Annotated in this window: 14 protein-coding genes and 1 pseudogene; 4 read left to right on the top strand and 11 right to left on the bottom strand. The window is 68.5% G+C overall.

Features of this window, described 5'->3' with window-relative positions:
• Positions 1-17: 17 nt before the first annotated feature.
• The 5 genes from lptB to argS all read right to left on the bottom strand — a co-directional run bounded on the left by lptB (position 18) and on the right by argS (position 4,923).
• The gene (gene lptB / locus IG196_RS01340) at positions 18-815 is read right to left on the bottom strand and encodes an LPS export ABC transporter ATP-binding protein (protein WP_101488358.1); all 798 of its coding nucleotides are present in this window, start codon (positions 813-815) and stop codon (positions 18-20) included.
• Positions 812-1,534 carry a lipopolysaccharide transport periplasmic protein LptA gene (lptA, locus tag IG196_RS01335; RefSeq protein WP_192194670.1) on the bottom strand — a complete coding sequence of 241 codons (723 nt, stop codon included), beginning with the start codon at positions 1,532-1,534 and terminating at the stop codon, positions 812-814. The genes lptB and lptA overlap by 4 nt, the downstream gene beginning before the upstream one ends.
• Before the next feature lie 119 nt (positions 1,535-1,653).
• Positions 1,654-2,298: a thiol:disulfide interchange protein DsbA/DsbL gene (locus IG196_RS01330; protein ID WP_192194669.1), complete on the bottom strand. Its 645-nt coding sequence runs from the start codon at positions 2,296-2,298 to the stop codon at positions 1,654-1,656.
• A 154-nt stretch (positions 2,299-2,452) separates the two neighbouring features.
• Complete coding sequence (locus IG196_RS01325) at positions 2,453-3,223, bottom strand: SPOR domain-containing protein (RefSeq protein WP_192194668.1); 771 nt, start codon at positions 3,221-3,223, stop codon at positions 2,453-2,455.
• A gap of 14 nt (positions 3,224-3,237) precedes the next feature.
• Complete coding sequence (gene argS / locus IG196_RS01320) at positions 3,238-4,923, bottom strand: arginine--tRNA ligase (protein ID WP_192194667.1); 1,686 nt, start codon at positions 4,921-4,923, stop codon at positions 3,238-3,240.
• A gap of 132 nt (positions 4,924-5,055) precedes the next feature.
• On the opposite strand from argS, the gene IG196_RS01315 reads away from it, so the two are divergent.
• Positions 5,056-5,427: a hypothetical protein gene (locus IG196_RS01315; protein WP_192194666.1), complete on the top strand. Its 372-nt coding sequence runs from the start codon at positions 5,056-5,058 to the stop codon at positions 5,425-5,427.
• Between the two features lie 87 nt (positions 5,428-5,514).
• Here IG196_RS01315 and IG196_RS01310 read toward each other — a convergent pair whose 3' ends face one another.
• The 4 genes from IG196_RS01310 to IG196_RS01295 form a co-directional block, all read right to left on the bottom strand.
• Complete coding sequence (locus tag IG196_RS01310; RefSeq protein WP_192194665.1) at positions 5,515-5,967, bottom strand: DUF2214 family protein; 453 nt, start codon at positions 5,965-5,967, stop codon at positions 5,515-5,517.
• A gap of 64 nt (positions 5,968-6,031) precedes the next feature.
• A complete protein-coding gene (locus tag IG196_RS01305) occupies positions 6,032-6,958 on the bottom strand; it encodes a LysR family transcriptional regulator (protein ID WP_101488352.1) in 927 nt (308 codons plus the stop codon).
• A gap of 41 nt (positions 6,959-6,999) precedes the next feature.
• Entirely contained in the window at positions 7,000-8,190 is a 1,191-nt protein-coding gene (locus IG196_RS01300; protein WP_192194664.1) for a CaiB/BaiF CoA transferase family protein, read from the bottom strand.
• Entirely contained in the window at positions 8,183-9,118 is a 936-nt protein-coding gene (locus tag IG196_RS01295; protein ID WP_192194663.1) for a hydroxymethylglutaryl-CoA lyase, read from the bottom strand. The genes IG196_RS01300 and IG196_RS01295 overlap by 8 nt, the downstream gene beginning before the upstream one ends.
• 89 nt (positions 9,119-9,207) lie before the next feature.
• On the opposite strand from IG196_RS01295, the gene IG196_RS01290 reads away from it, so the two are divergent.
• Entirely contained in the window at positions 9,208-9,948 is a 741-nt protein-coding gene (locus IG196_RS01290; RefSeq protein WP_192194662.1) for an IclR family transcriptional regulator, read from the top strand.
• Between the two features lie 140 nt (positions 9,949-10,088).
• Here the strand turns inward: IG196_RS01290 and IG196_RS01285 are convergent, their stop codons facing one another.
• Both IG196_RS01285 and hisC read right to left on the bottom strand, forming a co-directional pair.
• Complete coding sequence (locus tag IG196_RS01285) at positions 10,089-11,057, bottom strand: Bug family tripartite tricarboxylate transporter substrate binding protein (RefSeq protein ID WP_192194661.1); 969 nt, start codon at positions 11,055-11,057, stop codon at positions 10,089-10,091.
• A gap of 55 nt (positions 11,058-11,112) precedes the next feature.
• Positions 11,113-12,096: pseudogene (gene hisC / locus IG196_RS01280) on the bottom strand (histidinol-phosphate transaminase); the annotation flags it as partial.
• Positions 12,097-12,361: 265 nt separating this feature from the next.
• Between hisC and IG196_RS01275 the strand changes: the two are divergent.
• Both IG196_RS01275 and IG196_RS01270 read left to right on the top strand, forming a co-directional pair.
• Complete coding sequence (locus tag IG196_RS01275; RefSeq protein WP_192194659.1) at positions 12,362-14,536, top strand: malate synthase G; 2,175 nt, start codon at positions 12,362-12,364, stop codon at positions 14,534-14,536.
• A 152-nt stretch (positions 14,537-14,688) separates the two neighbouring features.
• Positions 14,689-15,969, top strand: coding sequence for an MFS transporter (locus tag IG196_RS01270; protein ID WP_192194658.1), 1,281 nt, complete (start codon positions 14,689-14,691; stop codon positions 15,967-15,969).
• Positions 15,970-15,981 lie beyond the last annotated feature (12 nt).

Below are 15,981 nucleotides of genomic sequence, written 5' to 3'. Positions count from 1 at the left end.
GGAGACGCGCCCCTCCCTTACATGCGGAAGTGCTCGCCCAGGTACACCCTGCGTACCTCGGCGTTGTCGACGATCTCCGAGGGTGTGCCTTGTGCCAGCACGTGCCCGTCGCTGATGATGAACGCGTGATCGCAGATGCCCAGCGTTTCACGCACGTTGTGGTCGGTGATGAGCACGCCGATGCCGCGCTCTTTCAGGAAACTGATGATCCGCTGGATCTCGATCACGGCGATCGGGTCGATGCCGGCGAAGGGCTCGTCCAGCAGGATGAAGCGCGGTTGCGTGGCCAGCGCGCGTGCAATTTCGACGCGGCGGCGCTCGCCGCCCGACAGCGCGAGCGCGGGCGAATCGCGCAGGTGATCGACGCGCAGGTCGGACAGCAGGTCGGCCAGTCGCTCTTCGGTGGCCTGCTTCGACAACGGCACCATGCGGCCGTTGGCGTCGGGCTCGCGCTGCAGCTCGAGCACGGCACGCACGTTTTCCTCGACCGTGAGCTTGCGGAAGATCGAGGCTTCCTGCGGCAGGTAGCTCAGGCCCATGCGCGCGCGGCGGTGAATGGGCATGTGGGCGATGGGCTCGCCGTCGATGGTGATCTCGCCGGCATCGGCGCGCACCAGCCCGACGATCATGTAGAACGAGGTGGTCTTGCCCGCGCCGTTGGGGCCGAGCAGTCCGACGACCTCACCCTTCTGCACATCGAGCGAAACGTCTTTCACGACCGTGCGGCTGCCGTAGCTCTTCTTGAGGCCGCGCGCCACGAGGCGGCTGCCGGGGACGCCGTCGGCGGTCGTCTGGGTTCCTGCGGTTTCGATCACTTGCGCCCTTCCCCATCGGTGCTGCCGCCCAGCGTGGTGCTCGGGCGCAGCCCGGCGCCGGGCGCGGGGGTGGGTGCCGGAGCGGCGGGCTTCTTGCCGCCGGCTGCCGGTGCGGAGCCGCCCGCCGCCGGGGCCGCGGCGGCCTTCGGCGTGAGGATGGCCTTCACGCGGCCACCGCTGCCCCCCGAGACGCCGGCGTTCGGCGGCACGAGGGAGCCGTTGACGGTGTAGGTGTCGTTGCTCTGGTCGTAGACGATCAGCGCACCGCTGCTCTCGTCGTTGGCCGTGGCGCCCACCAGCCGGCGCATGACGGCGCGGCGGATGAACTTGACGTTGTCGGCGCGGCTGTCGTACTCGATGACTTCCGACTCGCCCTCGATCCACTCGTCGCCGGCGTTGCGCTTCTGCTTGTAATAGGCCAGCTTGCCGGGCGCCGCCGTGACCACGCCGTACTGGTAGCCCTCGGCGTCCTGGCGCACGTCCAGCCGCGCACCGCGGATGATGATCGTGCCCTTCGTGACCAGCACGTTGCCGGTGAACACGCTGGTCTGTTTCAGGTCGTCGTAGCGCATCGAGTCGGACTCGATGTTCATCGGCTTGGTGCGGTCGGCGGTTTCAGCCAGGGCGCCGGAGGCGGCTCCGGCCAGCACCAGCGCGCCGAAAGCCAGGCGGCCGAGGCGACGAAGGGTGGGGAATGTGGGGATGGAGGGCAATGTCATAAAGGCACGAAACTTGCTCTGAAACATTGTATGCGTGGGACGGTGATTGCCCACCGCCGCCAATGAAAAAGCCCGCCGAAGCGGGCCTTGCATTCGACCAGAAAACAGGTCGTCGGGGGTCAGCCCTTCTTGGCTTCGCCGGTCAGGAAGGTCGCCACTTGCAGCACCTTGGCCATGCTGCCGGCGGTTTCGCCGTCGACATACCAGCGGCCTGCCACGGCCAGGGCTGGCACGCCGGCGACCTTGTAGGCCTCGGTCTGTTGCGCCGCGCGGCGGGCCTTGCTGGCCACGCCGAAGGACGCAAAGGTTTCCTTGAACTTGGCACCGTCGAGGCCGGCGCGCTCGGCCCAGGCCTGGATGTTGGCTTCGCCGTTCAGGTTCTGGCGCTGCGCGTGGATCGCGGCGAACACCTTCGAGTGGTATTCCTCCAGCTTGCCCATCGCTTCGAGCGTGAAGTACAGGCGCTGCTTGGCTTCGACGTCGTTGCCCACGAAGGGCACCGGAATGCGTCGGAACGCCACTTCCTTCGGGGCTGCCTTGACCCAGGCTTCGAGCGAGGGCTCGAAGTCGTTGCAATGCGGGCAGTTGTACGAGAAGAACTCGACCACCTCGATCTTGCCGGCCGGTGCATCGACCGGCACGCGCTTGTCGAGCACGAGGAAATCGGTGCCGGCCTTGGGGGCGCGCTGGGCGTGTGCCGGAACGGCAGCCAGCGAAAGCAGCCCGATCGAAGTGGCGGCCAGCGAAAAGTCACGACGTTTCATGGAAAAGGTTCTCCTGTGGGTACCGCAGACAGAGCCGGCGCGCCGCAGGGAGTTCCCCGTCGGCGGCGCGCCCGAGGCGCTGGAATTGACAAAAACAGCGTGCGGCAGATGCCGCGCGGGCGAGAGCTTAAAGGCTGTTCAAGAAAGACGTCGGTCAGCGCTGCACGCGCACCAGCGCCGATTCGAGACCGCCGCCGTCGAGCCGTTCCTTGAGCCGGTCGGCGTCGTCCTTCTTGTTGAACGGGCCGGCGCGCACGCGGTAGACCGTGCGACCGGCCTGCTCGCGCTCGGTGACCTTGGCCTCGACGCCCATGAGCGACAGCTTGGCGCGCTGCGCCTCGGCGTCGTCGGTGGTGCGGAAGGCGCCGGCCTGCACGAAGTACATGAAGGGGTCGGCACCCGACGGCGACGGTGCAGCGGCGGCCGTGTGGCTCGGCGCGGCGGACGCGGTGGTCGTGCTGCCGCCACCCGAACGGGCCCGGGCGAGGTCGCCCAGCGGATCGTTCGACGACGGCAGGGCGTTGGCTTCGGCCGGCACCGGCGCCGGGCGCGCCGGCTTGGGCGCCACCACCACGGGGGCGGGCGCGGTGACGGGCGCGGCAGCGGTGGGCGGCGTGCCCGGTGCCACGGTGACGGGGGCGCCGGTGATCGGGTTCACCGGGCCGGTGGCCGTGGCGGCCGGCGGCGTGGCGGCCGGCTTGGGCGCACCGGCCTTGCCGGCCAGCGGTGCGTTCGGGTCCCAGTCGCGGTTCTTGCGGGCTTCGGCTTCGTCCTGCTCGGCACCGCCGCGTTGCGTCTTGTTGACGAACGGGATCGGCACCTTGGTGACGTAGACCGCGATGCCCAGGGCGACGCCCAGACCGAGCACCAGGCCGATGATGAGCCCGATGACGATGTTGCCGCGTTGTCTGCTTGTCTTCTTCATGTTCAGAGGGTGATTCACATCTTGCTCGGCGCACTGACGCCGAGGATCGCGAGGCCATTGTGCAGCACCTGCGCAGCTGCTGCGACGAGTGCAAGACGCGCCAGCTTGACCGGCTCGTCGTCCACCAGGATACGCTCGGCATCGTAGTAGCTGTGGTAGCTGGCCGCGAGTTCGCGCAGGTAGAAAGTCACGTCGTGCGGAGCGAAATCCTTCGCCGCGGCCGTCAGCATGGCGGGGTACTTGGCCAGCAGCAGCATGAGCGCCTGGGCCGCCGGGCTGTCGAGTGGCGACAGGTCGACCGCCTTGAGCGTGGCCACGTCGCCGCCCCAGGCCGCGAGCACCGAGCAGATGCGCGCGTGGGCGTACTGCACGTAGTACACGGGGTTGTCGTTGTTCTTGGTCACCGCGAGGTCGACGTCGAAGGTGTATTCGGTGTCGGGCTTGCGGCTGAGCAGGAAGAAGCGCACGGCGTCGGTGCTGGTCCACTCGATCAGGTCGCGCAGCGTGACGTAGCTGCCGGCGCGCTTGCTGATCTTGACCTCTTCGCCGCCCTTCATGACGCGCACCATGGTGTGCAGCACGTAGTCGGGGTAGCCCTCGGGAATGCCCTCGCCCGCGGCCTGCAGGCCGGCGCGCACGCGCGCAATGGTGCCGTGGTGATCGGTGCCCTGGATGTTCACGACCTTGTGGAAGCCGCGCTCCCACTTGGCGATGTGGTACGCGACGTCGGGCACGAAGTAGGTGTACGTGCCGTCCTGCTTCTTCATCACGCGGTCTTTGTCGTCGCCGTAGTCGGTCGACTTCAGCCACAGCGCGCCATCCTGTTCGTAGGTCTTGCCGGCGGCCACGAGCTTGGCCACGGCCGCCTCGACGCGGCCGCTGGTGTAGAGGCTGGACTCGAGGTAGTAGTTGTCGAAGCGCACGCGGAAGGCCTGCAAATCGAGGTCCTGCTCGCGGCGCAGGTAGGCCACGGCGAATTCGCGGATGCTGTCCAGGTCGTCGATGTCGCCGCTGGCGGTGTACTCGCGGTCGTCCGACTTGACGGTCTTCTTCGCCTTGAAGTCTTCGGCGATGTCGGCGATGTAGTCGCCGTTGTAGGCCGGGGCTTTTTCGCCGCTGGGCCACTCGGCGTCGCCGGGCTTGAAGCCCTTGGCGCGCAGCTGCGTGCTGTTGGCCAGCGTCTGGATCTGCACGCCGGCGTCGTTGTAATAGAACTCGCGCCACACGCTCTCGCCCTGCGAGGCCTGCAGGTTGCAGATGGCGTCGCCCAGCGCCGCCTGGCGGCCGTGGCCGACGTGCAGCGGGCCGGTCGGGTTGGCCGACACGAACTCGACCAGCACCTTCTGGCCCGTGGCCGGCTGGCGGCCGAAGGCTTCGCCCGCGTCCAGCACTTCGCGCACGATCTGCTGCTTGGCTGCGGCCTTCAGGCGGATGTTGAGGAAGCCGGGGCCGGCGATCTCAATGGCCTCGACCCATTGGCCGAAAGCGGGGGTGGCGAGCAGCGCAGCGCTCAGTTCGTCGGCCAGTTCGCGGGGCTTGCGCCCCAGCGGCTTGGCCAGTTGCATGGCGGCGGTGCTGGCGAAATCGCCGTGCGCCGCCACCTTGGGCGACTCGAACGCGGCTTTGGCACCGGCGCCGGGAGAGAGGGTTTCGAGCGTGTTCGCGAGCGCCGCGAGCAGCTCCTGTTTGACCAATAGCATCTGTGAATTTTACCGGGGGCAAACCCGGACCCAGTTAACGATCGTCATCCGATGGGCGATGTCGCCCGTTAGGATGGTCGGCCCCAAGGCGGGGCGTCTGTCACAACCCAACCTTGCAAGGACATATCCATCATGAAGAAGCTCCTTTCCCTGGTCGCCTCCACCGTCGCGCTCGGCGCCTGCCTGTCGTTCAGCGCCTACGCGCAGGACAAGGCACCCGCACCGGTCGTGGCCCCCGCAGCCGCCGCCGCACCTGCAGCAGCCGCTCCTGCCGCTGCAGCAGCCGCGCCCGCCGGTGGCGCCAGCTGCGACGCCAAGGCGATCGACAAGAACGGCAAGCCCCTGGCCGGCGCCGCCAAGAACAGCTTCATGAAGAAGTGCACCAAGGAAGCCGCCGCGCCCGCCTGCGCCGCCAAGGCGATCGACAAGAACGGCAAGGCCCTGGCCGGTGCCGCCAAGAACAGCTTCATGAAGAAGTGCGAAGCCGGCGCCGCCAAGGCCTGATCCGGCGCAGCGCCGCACGGCGCTGACATTTGTTACTCCCGAAGGGCCCGCTCGTGCGGGCCTTTTCTTTTGTCTTTGAGGGATCGGTTACTTGCCGAAGCCGCGCGCCAGGAACACGGCGACCAGCGGAATCAGCGCGATCAGGTGCGCCTGGATCATCACCAGCTTGCGCGTCTTCAGGATGTCGGCTTCCGCGGGCAGCTTGCCCGTGGAACGCAGCGTCTTGCGCCAGCGGAAATAAGTCAGCGTCGGAAAAATCGACAGCACGCCCACGATGATGAACAGCGTGAGCTTCACGTGCAGCAACGGGTTGGTCCAGTACCAGGCCGTGCCCTTCACGCCCCACCAGGTGCGCGCGATGCCCGTGGCCAGCACTGCGATGGCAGCGATGCCGTAGACCATGTCGACCTTGGCCAGCCGCTCGACCACGGCGGCATTGAGCCACTGCACGCGGCACAGCGCGGCTTCACTGGAAATGAACACGACCATCGTGAGGATGGCCAACAGATGCAGGTAGGCGAGGATGGCTTCGAGGGTCATCGGAAACTTTCTTCATCGGGGTTGCAAGCAAATGCAAAAAGCATTGTGCCGCCCGGTCACGATTTCAGGACCGCCCGCCCCAGAATTCCGGCTGCCCGTACTGCGCTTTGAGGAAATCAAGCCACAGTCGCACGCGCAGCGGCAGGTGCTTGGTGCCCGCGAACACCGCGTAGATGCCGTTGGGCGGCGCGGCGAAGTCGTCGAGCAGGGGCACGAGCAGGCCGGCGTCGATCTCGGCCTCGACCTCCCAGGTGCTGCGCCAGGCGATGCCGTGGCCCGCGAGGCACCAGTCGTGCAGCACCTGGCCGTCGGAACAATCGAGCGGGCCGCTGGGACGCAGGTGAATCAGCTCCTGCGCGCCCTCTTCGTTGGTAATGCGAAAGGCCCAGCCGCGCGTCTGCGAGGCATCGCTCGACAGCGTGAGGCAGGCAAAGCGCGACAGCTCGCCCGGGTGCTTCGGCGTGCCGTGGCGGCGCAGGAACTCCGGCGTGGCGACGCAGCGGCGGCGGTTGTCGGCCAGGCGCACGCTCACCAGCGACGAGTCGGGCAGGTCGCCCACGCGAACGGCGCAGTCGAAGCTCTCGCCCGTGACGTCGACCACGCGGTCGCTGAGGTTCAACGAGATCGTCACCTCGGGATGCAGCGCATGAAAGCGCGGCACCAGCGGCGCGACGTGGCGGCGGCCGAAGCCGGCCGGCGCCGTCACGCGCAGGTGACCGCTGGCCTTCACGCCGCCGGCGCTCACGCTGGCCTCGGCGTTCGCGAACTCGGTCAACAGGCGCTGGCAGTCTTCGAGAAAGGCGCTGCCTTCGTGCGTGAGCGTGATGCGGCGCGTGGTGCGCACCAGCAGCTTGACGCCCAGGCGCTCTTCGAGCGCGTCGATGCGCCGGCCCATGATCGCGGGCGCCACGCCTTCCGCCTTGGCCGCCGCGGTGAGGCTGCCGCGGGTCGCGACCGAGACAAAGGATTCGAGCTGCTTGAGGCGGTCCATGGCGCGGGAACTATATCGCCCGCCACCGCGCTCTCGCCTTCTCAGTCGCCGGCCGTGACGCCCTGCGCGCGCAGGGCGGCGATGTCGTCGTCGCTGTAGCCCACTTCCTTCAGCAGCGCCTCGCTGTGCTCGCCGATGTGCGGCGGCTGCAGCCGGATGCCGGGGCGCTCGCCGCCCAGCGTGAAGGGCGCGAGCGGCACCTTCGCCATGTGGCCGTCGTTCATGCGCACGGGCGCAAGGCCGCCGGTGGCGTTGAGGTGCGGGTCGTCGAACAACTCCTGCGGTTTGGTGATGGGCGCGAAGGGCAGCTCGTTCTGCTCGAACACCGCGCTGAGTTCGGCCGCGCTGTGGTTCGCAAGGTGCGAGCGCAGGATCGGCATCATCCAGTCGCGCGCACGCACGCGGTCGTTGTTGGTCTTCAGGCGCGGGTCGGCCAGCATCTCCTCGAGGCCGAAGGCCTTGCAGAAGATGGCCCACTGCTTGTCGCTCACGGCCGCAAGAAAGATCTGCTCGCCGTCCTTCACGGTGAACACGTCGTACACGGCCCAGGCCGAGATGCGGCTGGGCATCGGGTCGGCGGCCTTGCCGGTGGCGGCGAACTGCATCATGTGCTGCGCGACCAGGAACACGTTGTTCTCGAACAGCGCCGACTGCACCTCGCAGCCCTTGCCCGTGAGCTCACGCTGGCGCAGCGCGGCCATCGCGCCGATGGCGCCGAACATGCCGCCCATGATGTCGTTCACGCTGGTGCCCGCGCGCAGCGGGTCGCCCGCGCGGCCGGTCATGTAGGCGAGGCCGCCCATCATCTGCACCACTTCGTCCAGAGCCGTGCGGTGGTCGTACGGGCCGGGCAGGAAGCCCTTGTGGCTCACGTAGATGAGGCGCGGGTTGAGCTGGTCCAGCGTGTCGTAGTCGAGCCCCAGCTTCTTCATCGTGCCGGACTTGAAGTTCTCGCTCACGATGTCGGCGGTGGCGATGAGGCGCAACGCGGCCTCCACGCCCTCGGGCTTCTTCAGGTCGAGCGCGATGCTCTTCTTGTTGCGGTTGAAGGTCGGGAAGAAGCCCGCGCCCGAGCCCAGCAGACGGCGCGTGTTGTCGCCCTCGATGGGCTCGACCTTGATGACCTCGGCGCCCAGGTCGGCCAGCAGCAGGCCGCAGGTCGGGCCCATGACCATGTGGGTGAACTCGACGACGCGGACGCCGGCGTAAGGCAAGGGATTGGCTTCAGACATGAGAGAGGATTTCCTGGACAAAGCCCTTGGGCAGGCCGGCTTCGGGCGTCATGCCGTAGACCGGCTCGCCGGGCAGGCCGGCCATGAGCGGCGCGCGCGCTGTGATGAGTTTCTCGATGTCGATGCCGGTGCGCACGCCCATGGCCTCGAACATGAAGACGAGGTCTTCGGTGACCGCATTGCCCGACGCGCCCGGCGCATACGGGCAGCCGCCGAGGCCGCCGAGCGAGGCGTCGAAGGTGCGCACGCCCTCGTCCCACGCCGCGAGACAGTTCGCGATGCCAAGGCCGCGCGTGTTGTGCATGTGGGCGGCGCCGGCGTGCACGCCGATCTCGGCGCGCAGCCGCTGGAAGAGGCGGCGCACCTGCGCGGGGTTGGCGTAGCCCACGGTGTCGGACAGACCCGATTCGTCGGCGCCGGCCTCGATGCATTGCGCCGCAAGGCGGATCACGTCGTCTTCCGGCACCAGGCCCTGCAGCGTGCAGCCGAAGGCGGTGGAGATGCCGGCCTCGAGCTTCACCTGCGGCGCGATCGCGCGGCGCAGCTCGGCAATGGCGCGCACCTCTTCGACCATCTCGGTCGGCGTCTTGCGCACGTTGGCCAGCGAATGCGCCACGCTGGCCGACACCGGCATCGTGAGCTTGTGCACGCCGGCTTCGAGCGCGGCCTGCGCGCCCTTGCGGTTGGGCACCAGCGCCATCACGACGAGGCCGGGCAGCGTGACCGCGTGGCGCACCACCTCGGCGGCGTCGGCCATCTGCGGCAGCAGCTTCGCGGGCACGAACGAGGCGACCTCGATCTCGCGCACGCCGGCGGCGTAGAGCGCGTCGATCCAGCGCAGCTTGTCCGCCGTGGGCATGGTGGCCTTCACGGATTGCAGGCCGTCGCGCGGGCCGACCTCGCTGATGAGGACGTCGGGGGAGGTCATCGGGTGCTTCCTTGACTGTTCTATCTTGCAGAACTATATTCTGTTAAACAGAATTAAATCGGCAAGCCCGCCGACTGTCAAGCCACGCCATGCCCCGCAAAGCCCAGAACGAATCGGTGTCCGACCTCAACGCCGCCCCCGGCGGCGCCGCTGCGGTCGACCGTGCGCTGAGCCTGCTGTCGGCCTTCCAGGCCGGCGACGAGACGCTGTCGCTCGCGCAGTTTGCCGAGCGCACGCAGCTCTACAAGAGCACGGTGCTGCGGCTGCTGGCCTCGCTCGAGCATGCGCGGCTCATTCGCCGGCAGGACGACGGGCGCTATGCGTTGGGGCTGGAGATTGCGCGGCTGCACGGTCTGTATGCGGCGTCGCAGTCGCTCGACCGCCTCGTGCTGCCGGTGCTGCGCACGCTCGCCACCGCCACCGGTGAGAGCGCGGCGTACCACGTGCGGCAGGACCAGGGCGACAGCTGGGTGCGGCTGTGCCAGTTCCGCGTCGATTCCTCGCATGTGGTGCGCGACCACGTGCGCGCGGGCGACCTGCTGCCCAACGACCGGGGCGCGGGCGCGCGCGTGCTGATCGCCTTCGGGCCCGAGGCCGAACGGCCGCGCGGCGCGAAGGAGCGCAAGTTGTACGACGCGATCCGCGCGCAAGGCTATTGCGCGCTGGTGGGCGATCGCACGGCCGAGCTGGCGGGCATCTCGGCGCCGGTGTTCCATGCGGATGGGCGACTGGCCGCGGCGGTCACGCTGACGATGCCGACGCATCGGTATGACGAGGGCTACGTCGGGCCGGCACTTGCGGCTGCAAAGGAACTCAGCGGGCAGGTCTGAAGGTCTTCTTTCTTGCTCCTTCCCCTTCCGGGGGAAGGTTGGGATGGGGCACGCGGCCTTTGAACAGGCTGCGGCATATCGACCGCCGTCGTGCCCCCACCCCGCCCTCCTCCGGAAGGGGAGGGAGAAATACGGGGTCCTCAGGATTCGGCCTTGAACCCCGAGTTCTTGATCGGCATTTCCCACCGCTTCAGATGGGTCGCCTGAATGGCGGCGAGTTCGGCCGGTCCCGCATGCGCCGGCACGAGCCCCAGCGCATAGATCCTGTCCTGCACATCGGGCATGCGCAGCGCATCGGCCACGGCCTTGTCGATGCGCGCCACCAATTCCGGCGACATCCCCGGCGGGCCGTAAAGCCCGAAGAACGCATCCGCCGTCACGTTGATGCCCGCCTCCTTCAAGGTCGGCACATCGGGCAGCGCGCGGCTGCGCTGCTCGCCCGTCACCGCGAGGATGCGGACCTTGCCCGCGCGGTGGTGCTCGATGGTTTCCGAGGCCGTGTCGACCATGAGCGGCACCTGCCCGCCGATGAGGTCCTGCGCGGCCGGCGCACCGCCGCGGTAGGCGACGTGCGTCATCGGCACGCCCGCCGCCTGCGCCAGCAGCTGGCCCGCGAAGTGCGGCACCGTGCCCGCGCCCGAGGTCGCGTAGTTGGCCTTGGCGGGGTTGGCCTTCATCCAGGCCAGCACCGCCTTCAAGTCGCCCGCCGGTGCACCGGGCCCGGCCGTCACGGCGAAGTCGAAGGTGCTGCCGAGCGCGATCGGCGTGAAGTCTTTCGCCGGGTCGTAGCCGAGGTTGGAATACAGCCACGGGTGGATCACCATCGCGCCGCTGGGCGAGAAGATGAGCACGCTGCCGTCCGGCGGCGAGCGCTTGAGTTCTGCCAGCGCGAGGCGCCCCGCCGCACCGGGCTTGTTGTCGATGATGACGTTCTGCCCGAGCGACACGCGCATCTTGTCGGCCAGCAACCGCGCGACCACGTCGGCCGACCCGCCCGGCGGAAAGCCGATCAGGATGCGCACCGTGCGCTCCTGCGCGAACGCCATCGGCGCGAGGGCCGTGGCAGTGATGACGGCAGCGGCCTGCGCTGCGAACTGGCGGCGTTGCATGGGGCGGTCTCCTCGGGGTGGTGGTTGTTTCTTCGTGCGACCGGCCCGTCGGCCGTCAGCGCAGTGCGGCCAGCAGGGCCTCGTTCTGCGCCGGCAGGCCGACGCTCACGCGCAGCCATTGCGGCAGGCCATACGGGCCAAGCAGCGCGACCTCGATGCCGGCGGCCAGCAGGCGCGCGTGCACGGCGGACGCATCGCCGACCTGCACCATCAGGAAGTTGCCCGACGACGGAACGTACGGCAGCCCCAGCGCAGTGAAGCCCGCGGCAAGCTGGTCGCGCCCGGCGGTGTTGAGTTCGTAGGTGCGCGCCAGAAAGTCGGCGTCGCCCAGCGCTGCCACGGCCGCGGCCTGGGCCGGCGTCGTCACGTTGAAGCGCGGGCGCTGCGCGTTCATGCGCGCCGTGAGCGCCGGCTGCGACACGCCGTAGCCGATGCGCAGCCCCGCCAGGCCGAAGGCCTTGGAAAAGGTGCGCGCCACGATCAGGTTCGGCAGGCGGCGCACCCACTCCATGCTGTCGTAGCGCTGCGCGGGCGAGAGGTACTCGGTGTAGGCCTCGTCGAGCAGCACCGTCACGTGCGCGGGCACCGATTGCAGAAAGTCGCGCAGCGGCGCAGCATCGATGAAGGTGCCGGTCGGGTTGTTCGGGTTGGCGACAAAGACCAGCTTCGTGTCGTCGCCGATGGCGGCGCGCATCGCGTCCAGGTCGTGGCCGAAATCGCGCGAGGGCACGACGGTGGCGCGCGCGTGGGCATGCGCCGTGGCCGCCGCATAGACGATGAAACCGTACTGGGAATAGACGACGTTCTCGCCCGGCTTCAGGCTCACCTGCGCCGCCAGTTCGAGAATCTCGCTCGATCCGCTGCCCAGCGTGAGCCATTCGGGCGGCACGTCGAGCCGCGCGGCCAGCGCCTGTTTGAGCGCGGTGCCGTTGCTGTCGGGGTAGTTGCCCGCGCCTTCGAGGGCGGCAGCGGCGGCGCGGCGGGCCGACTCGGGCATGCCGAGCGGGTTTTCGTTGGAAGCCAGGAGGATCATTGCGGCGGGAGCTGATTATTTAAGAAGTTAAATATATACAGCTGCCACCGCCCCGGCCTCAGGGCCTACCCTTTGACCCTGGCACGGGCCTTCGCGGGCCCTCGTTGATTACATGCATTTTTGTCACAGATAAATCTCACTTTCGGCTCTTACTGGCCCGCAAAGTATCGAATACAGTTCTTGCATGGCTTCACCTGGGGCCATTGCGCCCCGCTGCGCCGCCGCCCCCCGATTTCCTGTTTTTTGCATTGCGTTCCCAAGGAGAAAACACATGACCGACCGCACCACCGCCCACCGACTCCAGGTCGCGACCGAACTGCATCGCTTCGTCGAAGAAAAAGTCCTGCCCGCCAGCGGCGTGGCCAGCGACGTGTTCTGGAAGGGCTTCGACGCCATCGTCCATGACCTCGCGCCCAAGAACGTCGCCCTGCTCGCCGAGCGCGACCGCCTGCAGAGCGAACTCGACGCCTGGCACAAGAAGAACCCCGGCCCGATCGCCGACATGCCGGCCTACCGCGCCTTCCTGGAAAAGATCGGCTACCTGCTGCCACAACCCAAGGGCGTGAAGGCCACCACGGCCAACGTCGACTCCGAACTCGCGCTGCAGGCCGGCCCGCAGCTGGTGGTGCCGATCCTGAACGCGCGCTACGCCCTCAACGCCGCCAACGCGCGCTGGGGTTCGCTGTACGACGCGCTGTACGGCACCGATGCCATCCCCGAAACCGGCGGCGCTGAAAAGGGCAAGGGCTACAACCCCGTGCGCGGCGCCAAGGTCATCGAGTTCGCGCGCAACGTGCTCGACCAGGCCGCACCGTTGGCCAACGGCTCGCACAAGAACGCGACCGGCTACAGCGTGAAGGACGGCCAGCTCGTCGTCGCGCTGCAGAGCAGCACCACCGGCCTGGCCGATGCGTCGCAGTTCATCGGCTACCAGGGCGACGCGGCCGCGCCGTCGTCGGTGCTGCTCAAGCACAACGGCATCCACCTGGACATCCGCATCGACCGCAGCACCGCCATCGGCAAGAGCGATGCGGCCGGCGTGAGCGACCTCGTGCTCGAAGCCGCACTCTCGACCATCCTCGACCTGGAAGACTCGGTGGCCGTGGTCGACGCGGCCGACAAGGTCGTCGCGTATGCGAACTGGCTGGGCATCGTGCAGGGCACGCTCACCGAAGAAGTTGCCAAGGGCGGCAAGACCTTCACGCGCGGCCTCAACGCCGACCGCGAATACACCGGCGCCAACGGCCAGCCGCTGAAGCTGCACGGCCGCTCGCTGATGTTCCTGCGCAACGTGGGCCACCTGATGACCAACCCGGCCATCCTGTACGAAGGCGGCAAGGAAATCCCCGAAGGCATCCTGGATGCCGTGGTCACCACCACCATCGCGATGATCGATGTGAAGCGCAAGGGCAACTCGCGCACCGGCAGCATCTACATCGTGAAGCCCAAGATGCACGGCCCGGCCGAAGTCGCCTTTGCCAGCGAGCTGTTCGGCCGCGTCGAGCAGCTGCTCGGCCTGCCCGCCAACACCGTCAAGCTCGGCATCATGGACGAGGAGCGCCGCACCAGCGTGAACCTGCAGGCCTGCATCGCCGAGGCCGCCGCGCGCGTGGCCTTCATCAACACCGGCTTCCTGGACCGCACCGGCGACGAGATGCACACCGCCATGCAGGGCGGCCCGATGATCCGCAAGGGCGACATGAAGTCCAGCGCCTGGATCGGCGCCTACGAAAAGAACAACGTGCTCGTCGGCCTGAACTGCGGCCTGCGCGGCAAGGCGCAGATCGGCAAGGGCATGTGGGCCATGCCCGACCTGATGGCCGCCATGCTCGAGCAGAAGATCGCCCATCCCAAGGCCGGCGCCAACACCGCCTGGGTGCCCTCGCCCACCGCCGCCACGCTGCACGCACTGCACTACCACCAGGTCAGCGTGACCGCGGTGCAGCAAGAACTGGAAAAGATCGACGCCGAAGGCGAGCGCGAGAACATCCTGAACGCGCTGCTGCAGGTGCCGATCGCCGCCGAAGCGAAGTGGACCGACGCCGAGAAGCAGCAGGAGATCGACAACAACGTGCAGGGCATCCTGGGCTACGTGGTGCGCTGGGTCGACCAGGGCGTGGGCTGCTCGAAGGTGCCCGACATCCACAACGTCGGCCTCATGGAAGACCGCGCCACGCTGCGCATCTCGAGCCAGCACATCGCCAACTGGCTGCTGCACGGCGTGGTCACGAAGGCGCAGGTCGACGAGGCCTTCCAGCGCATGGCCAAGGTCGTCGACGAGCAGAACGCTGGCGACGCGCTGTACCAGCCGATGGCCGGCCACTTCGACACCTCGGCCGCCTACAAGGCCGCGCAAGACCTCGTGTTCAAGGGCATCGAGCAGCCCAGCGGCTACACCGAGCCGCTGCTGCACGCCTGGCGCCTGAAGGTCAAGGCCGCGGCCTGACGCGCGCCCTGCGCAGTGCCGGCAACCGCCGGCACTGACGCCTCGGAGACAGGAAACGAACGGCGCCCTCGGGCGCCGTTCTGCATGGTGCGCGACATGCCGGTAGCATCGACGCCGCCTTCCTTTTCTCTCTCCGGTCTCCGTCTCTTTCGATGAACAAGCACGCGGCATCGCCGCCCCCGACCCGCTGGTCGACCTCGGCCGCCGGCATGCTGGTCGCACTGGCCACCGCCTTCGCGCTGAGCCAGGCCTTTCGCACCGTCGGCGCCATGATGGCCACGCCGCTCACGCAGCACTTCGGCCTCACGCCGCAGGCGCTCGGCACGTGGGCCGGCACCTTCCATTTCACCTTCGGCATCATGCAGCTCGCGATGGGCGTGTCGATCGACCACTTCGGCGTGCGCCGCACCGTGCTCACCGCCTTTCCGCTCGCCATTGCGGGCGCCGCGCTGTGCACCGTGGCGCCGGGCTTCGGCGCGCTGCTGCTGGGGCAGGCGCTGATCGGCGTGGGCTGCGCGCCGGCCTTCCTGGCCTGCACCGTGTTCATCGCGCGGCACTTCGACGCCTCGCGCTTCACCGCCATGTCGGGGCTGGTGATGAGCCTCGCGGGCCTGGGCATCGTGTTCACCGGCACGCCGCTGGCGCTGTTGATCGAGGCCGCGTCGTGGCGCGCCGGCTATGCCGTGCTGACCGCCTTCGCCGTGCTCTCGTGGATCGTCATCTTCTGGCGCGTGCACGAGCCCGCGCGCACGCCCGCAGCGCTCGCACCGGACGAACCCGCGCCCGAACGCCAGTCGCTGCGCCAGGCCGTGCGCGACCTGCTGCCGCTGTTCGCCATGCCGCACACCCTCGGCCTGCTGTGCTTCGCCTGCGTGTCGTATGCCGCCTTCATCACGCTGCGCGGCCTGTGGCTCGGCCCCGTGCTGCACGACCGCCACGGCCTCTCGCTCGTGGCCAGCGGCAACGTGGCGCTGGTGATGACCGTCGCCGGCATGGCCAGCCCCATGCTGTTCGGCCGCCTCGACCCCGGCGGCGCGCGCCGCACGCGCTGGATGATGCGCTGCGCCTTCGCCGGCGCAGCGATGTTCGCCGCCATGGCCCTCACGCAATCGCGCGCCATCGACATCGGCCTGCCGATCGTCTACGGCCTGCTGTCGGGCTACAGCGTGCTGCTGTACGCGTACACCAAGAACGCCTATCCGGCGGCCGTGACGGGCCGCGCGATGGCGCTGCTCAACATGGCGATGTTCCTCGGCGTCTCGCTGATGCAATGGACCACCGGCGTCGCCGCCTCCTGGGCCGTCGCCCACGGCACCGAGCCGTTCCGCGCGGTGTTCCTCACGGTGAGCGGGATGCTGGCGGCAGGGACGTTGGCGTTTCTCGTGCTGCCGAGAGCGCGCGAACGTGCGCGTCCGACGTCGGCCGATCTTTGATAAATCGGCGCG

It is taken from the genome of Variovorax sp. 38R, assembly GCF_014843395.1.
Taxonomy (GTDB): domain Bacteria; phylum Pseudomonadota; class Gammaproteobacteria; order Burkholderiales; family Burkholderiaceae_C; genus Variovorax; species Variovorax paradoxus_H.
This window is presented reverse-complemented; position numbering and strand designations above follow the sequence as displayed.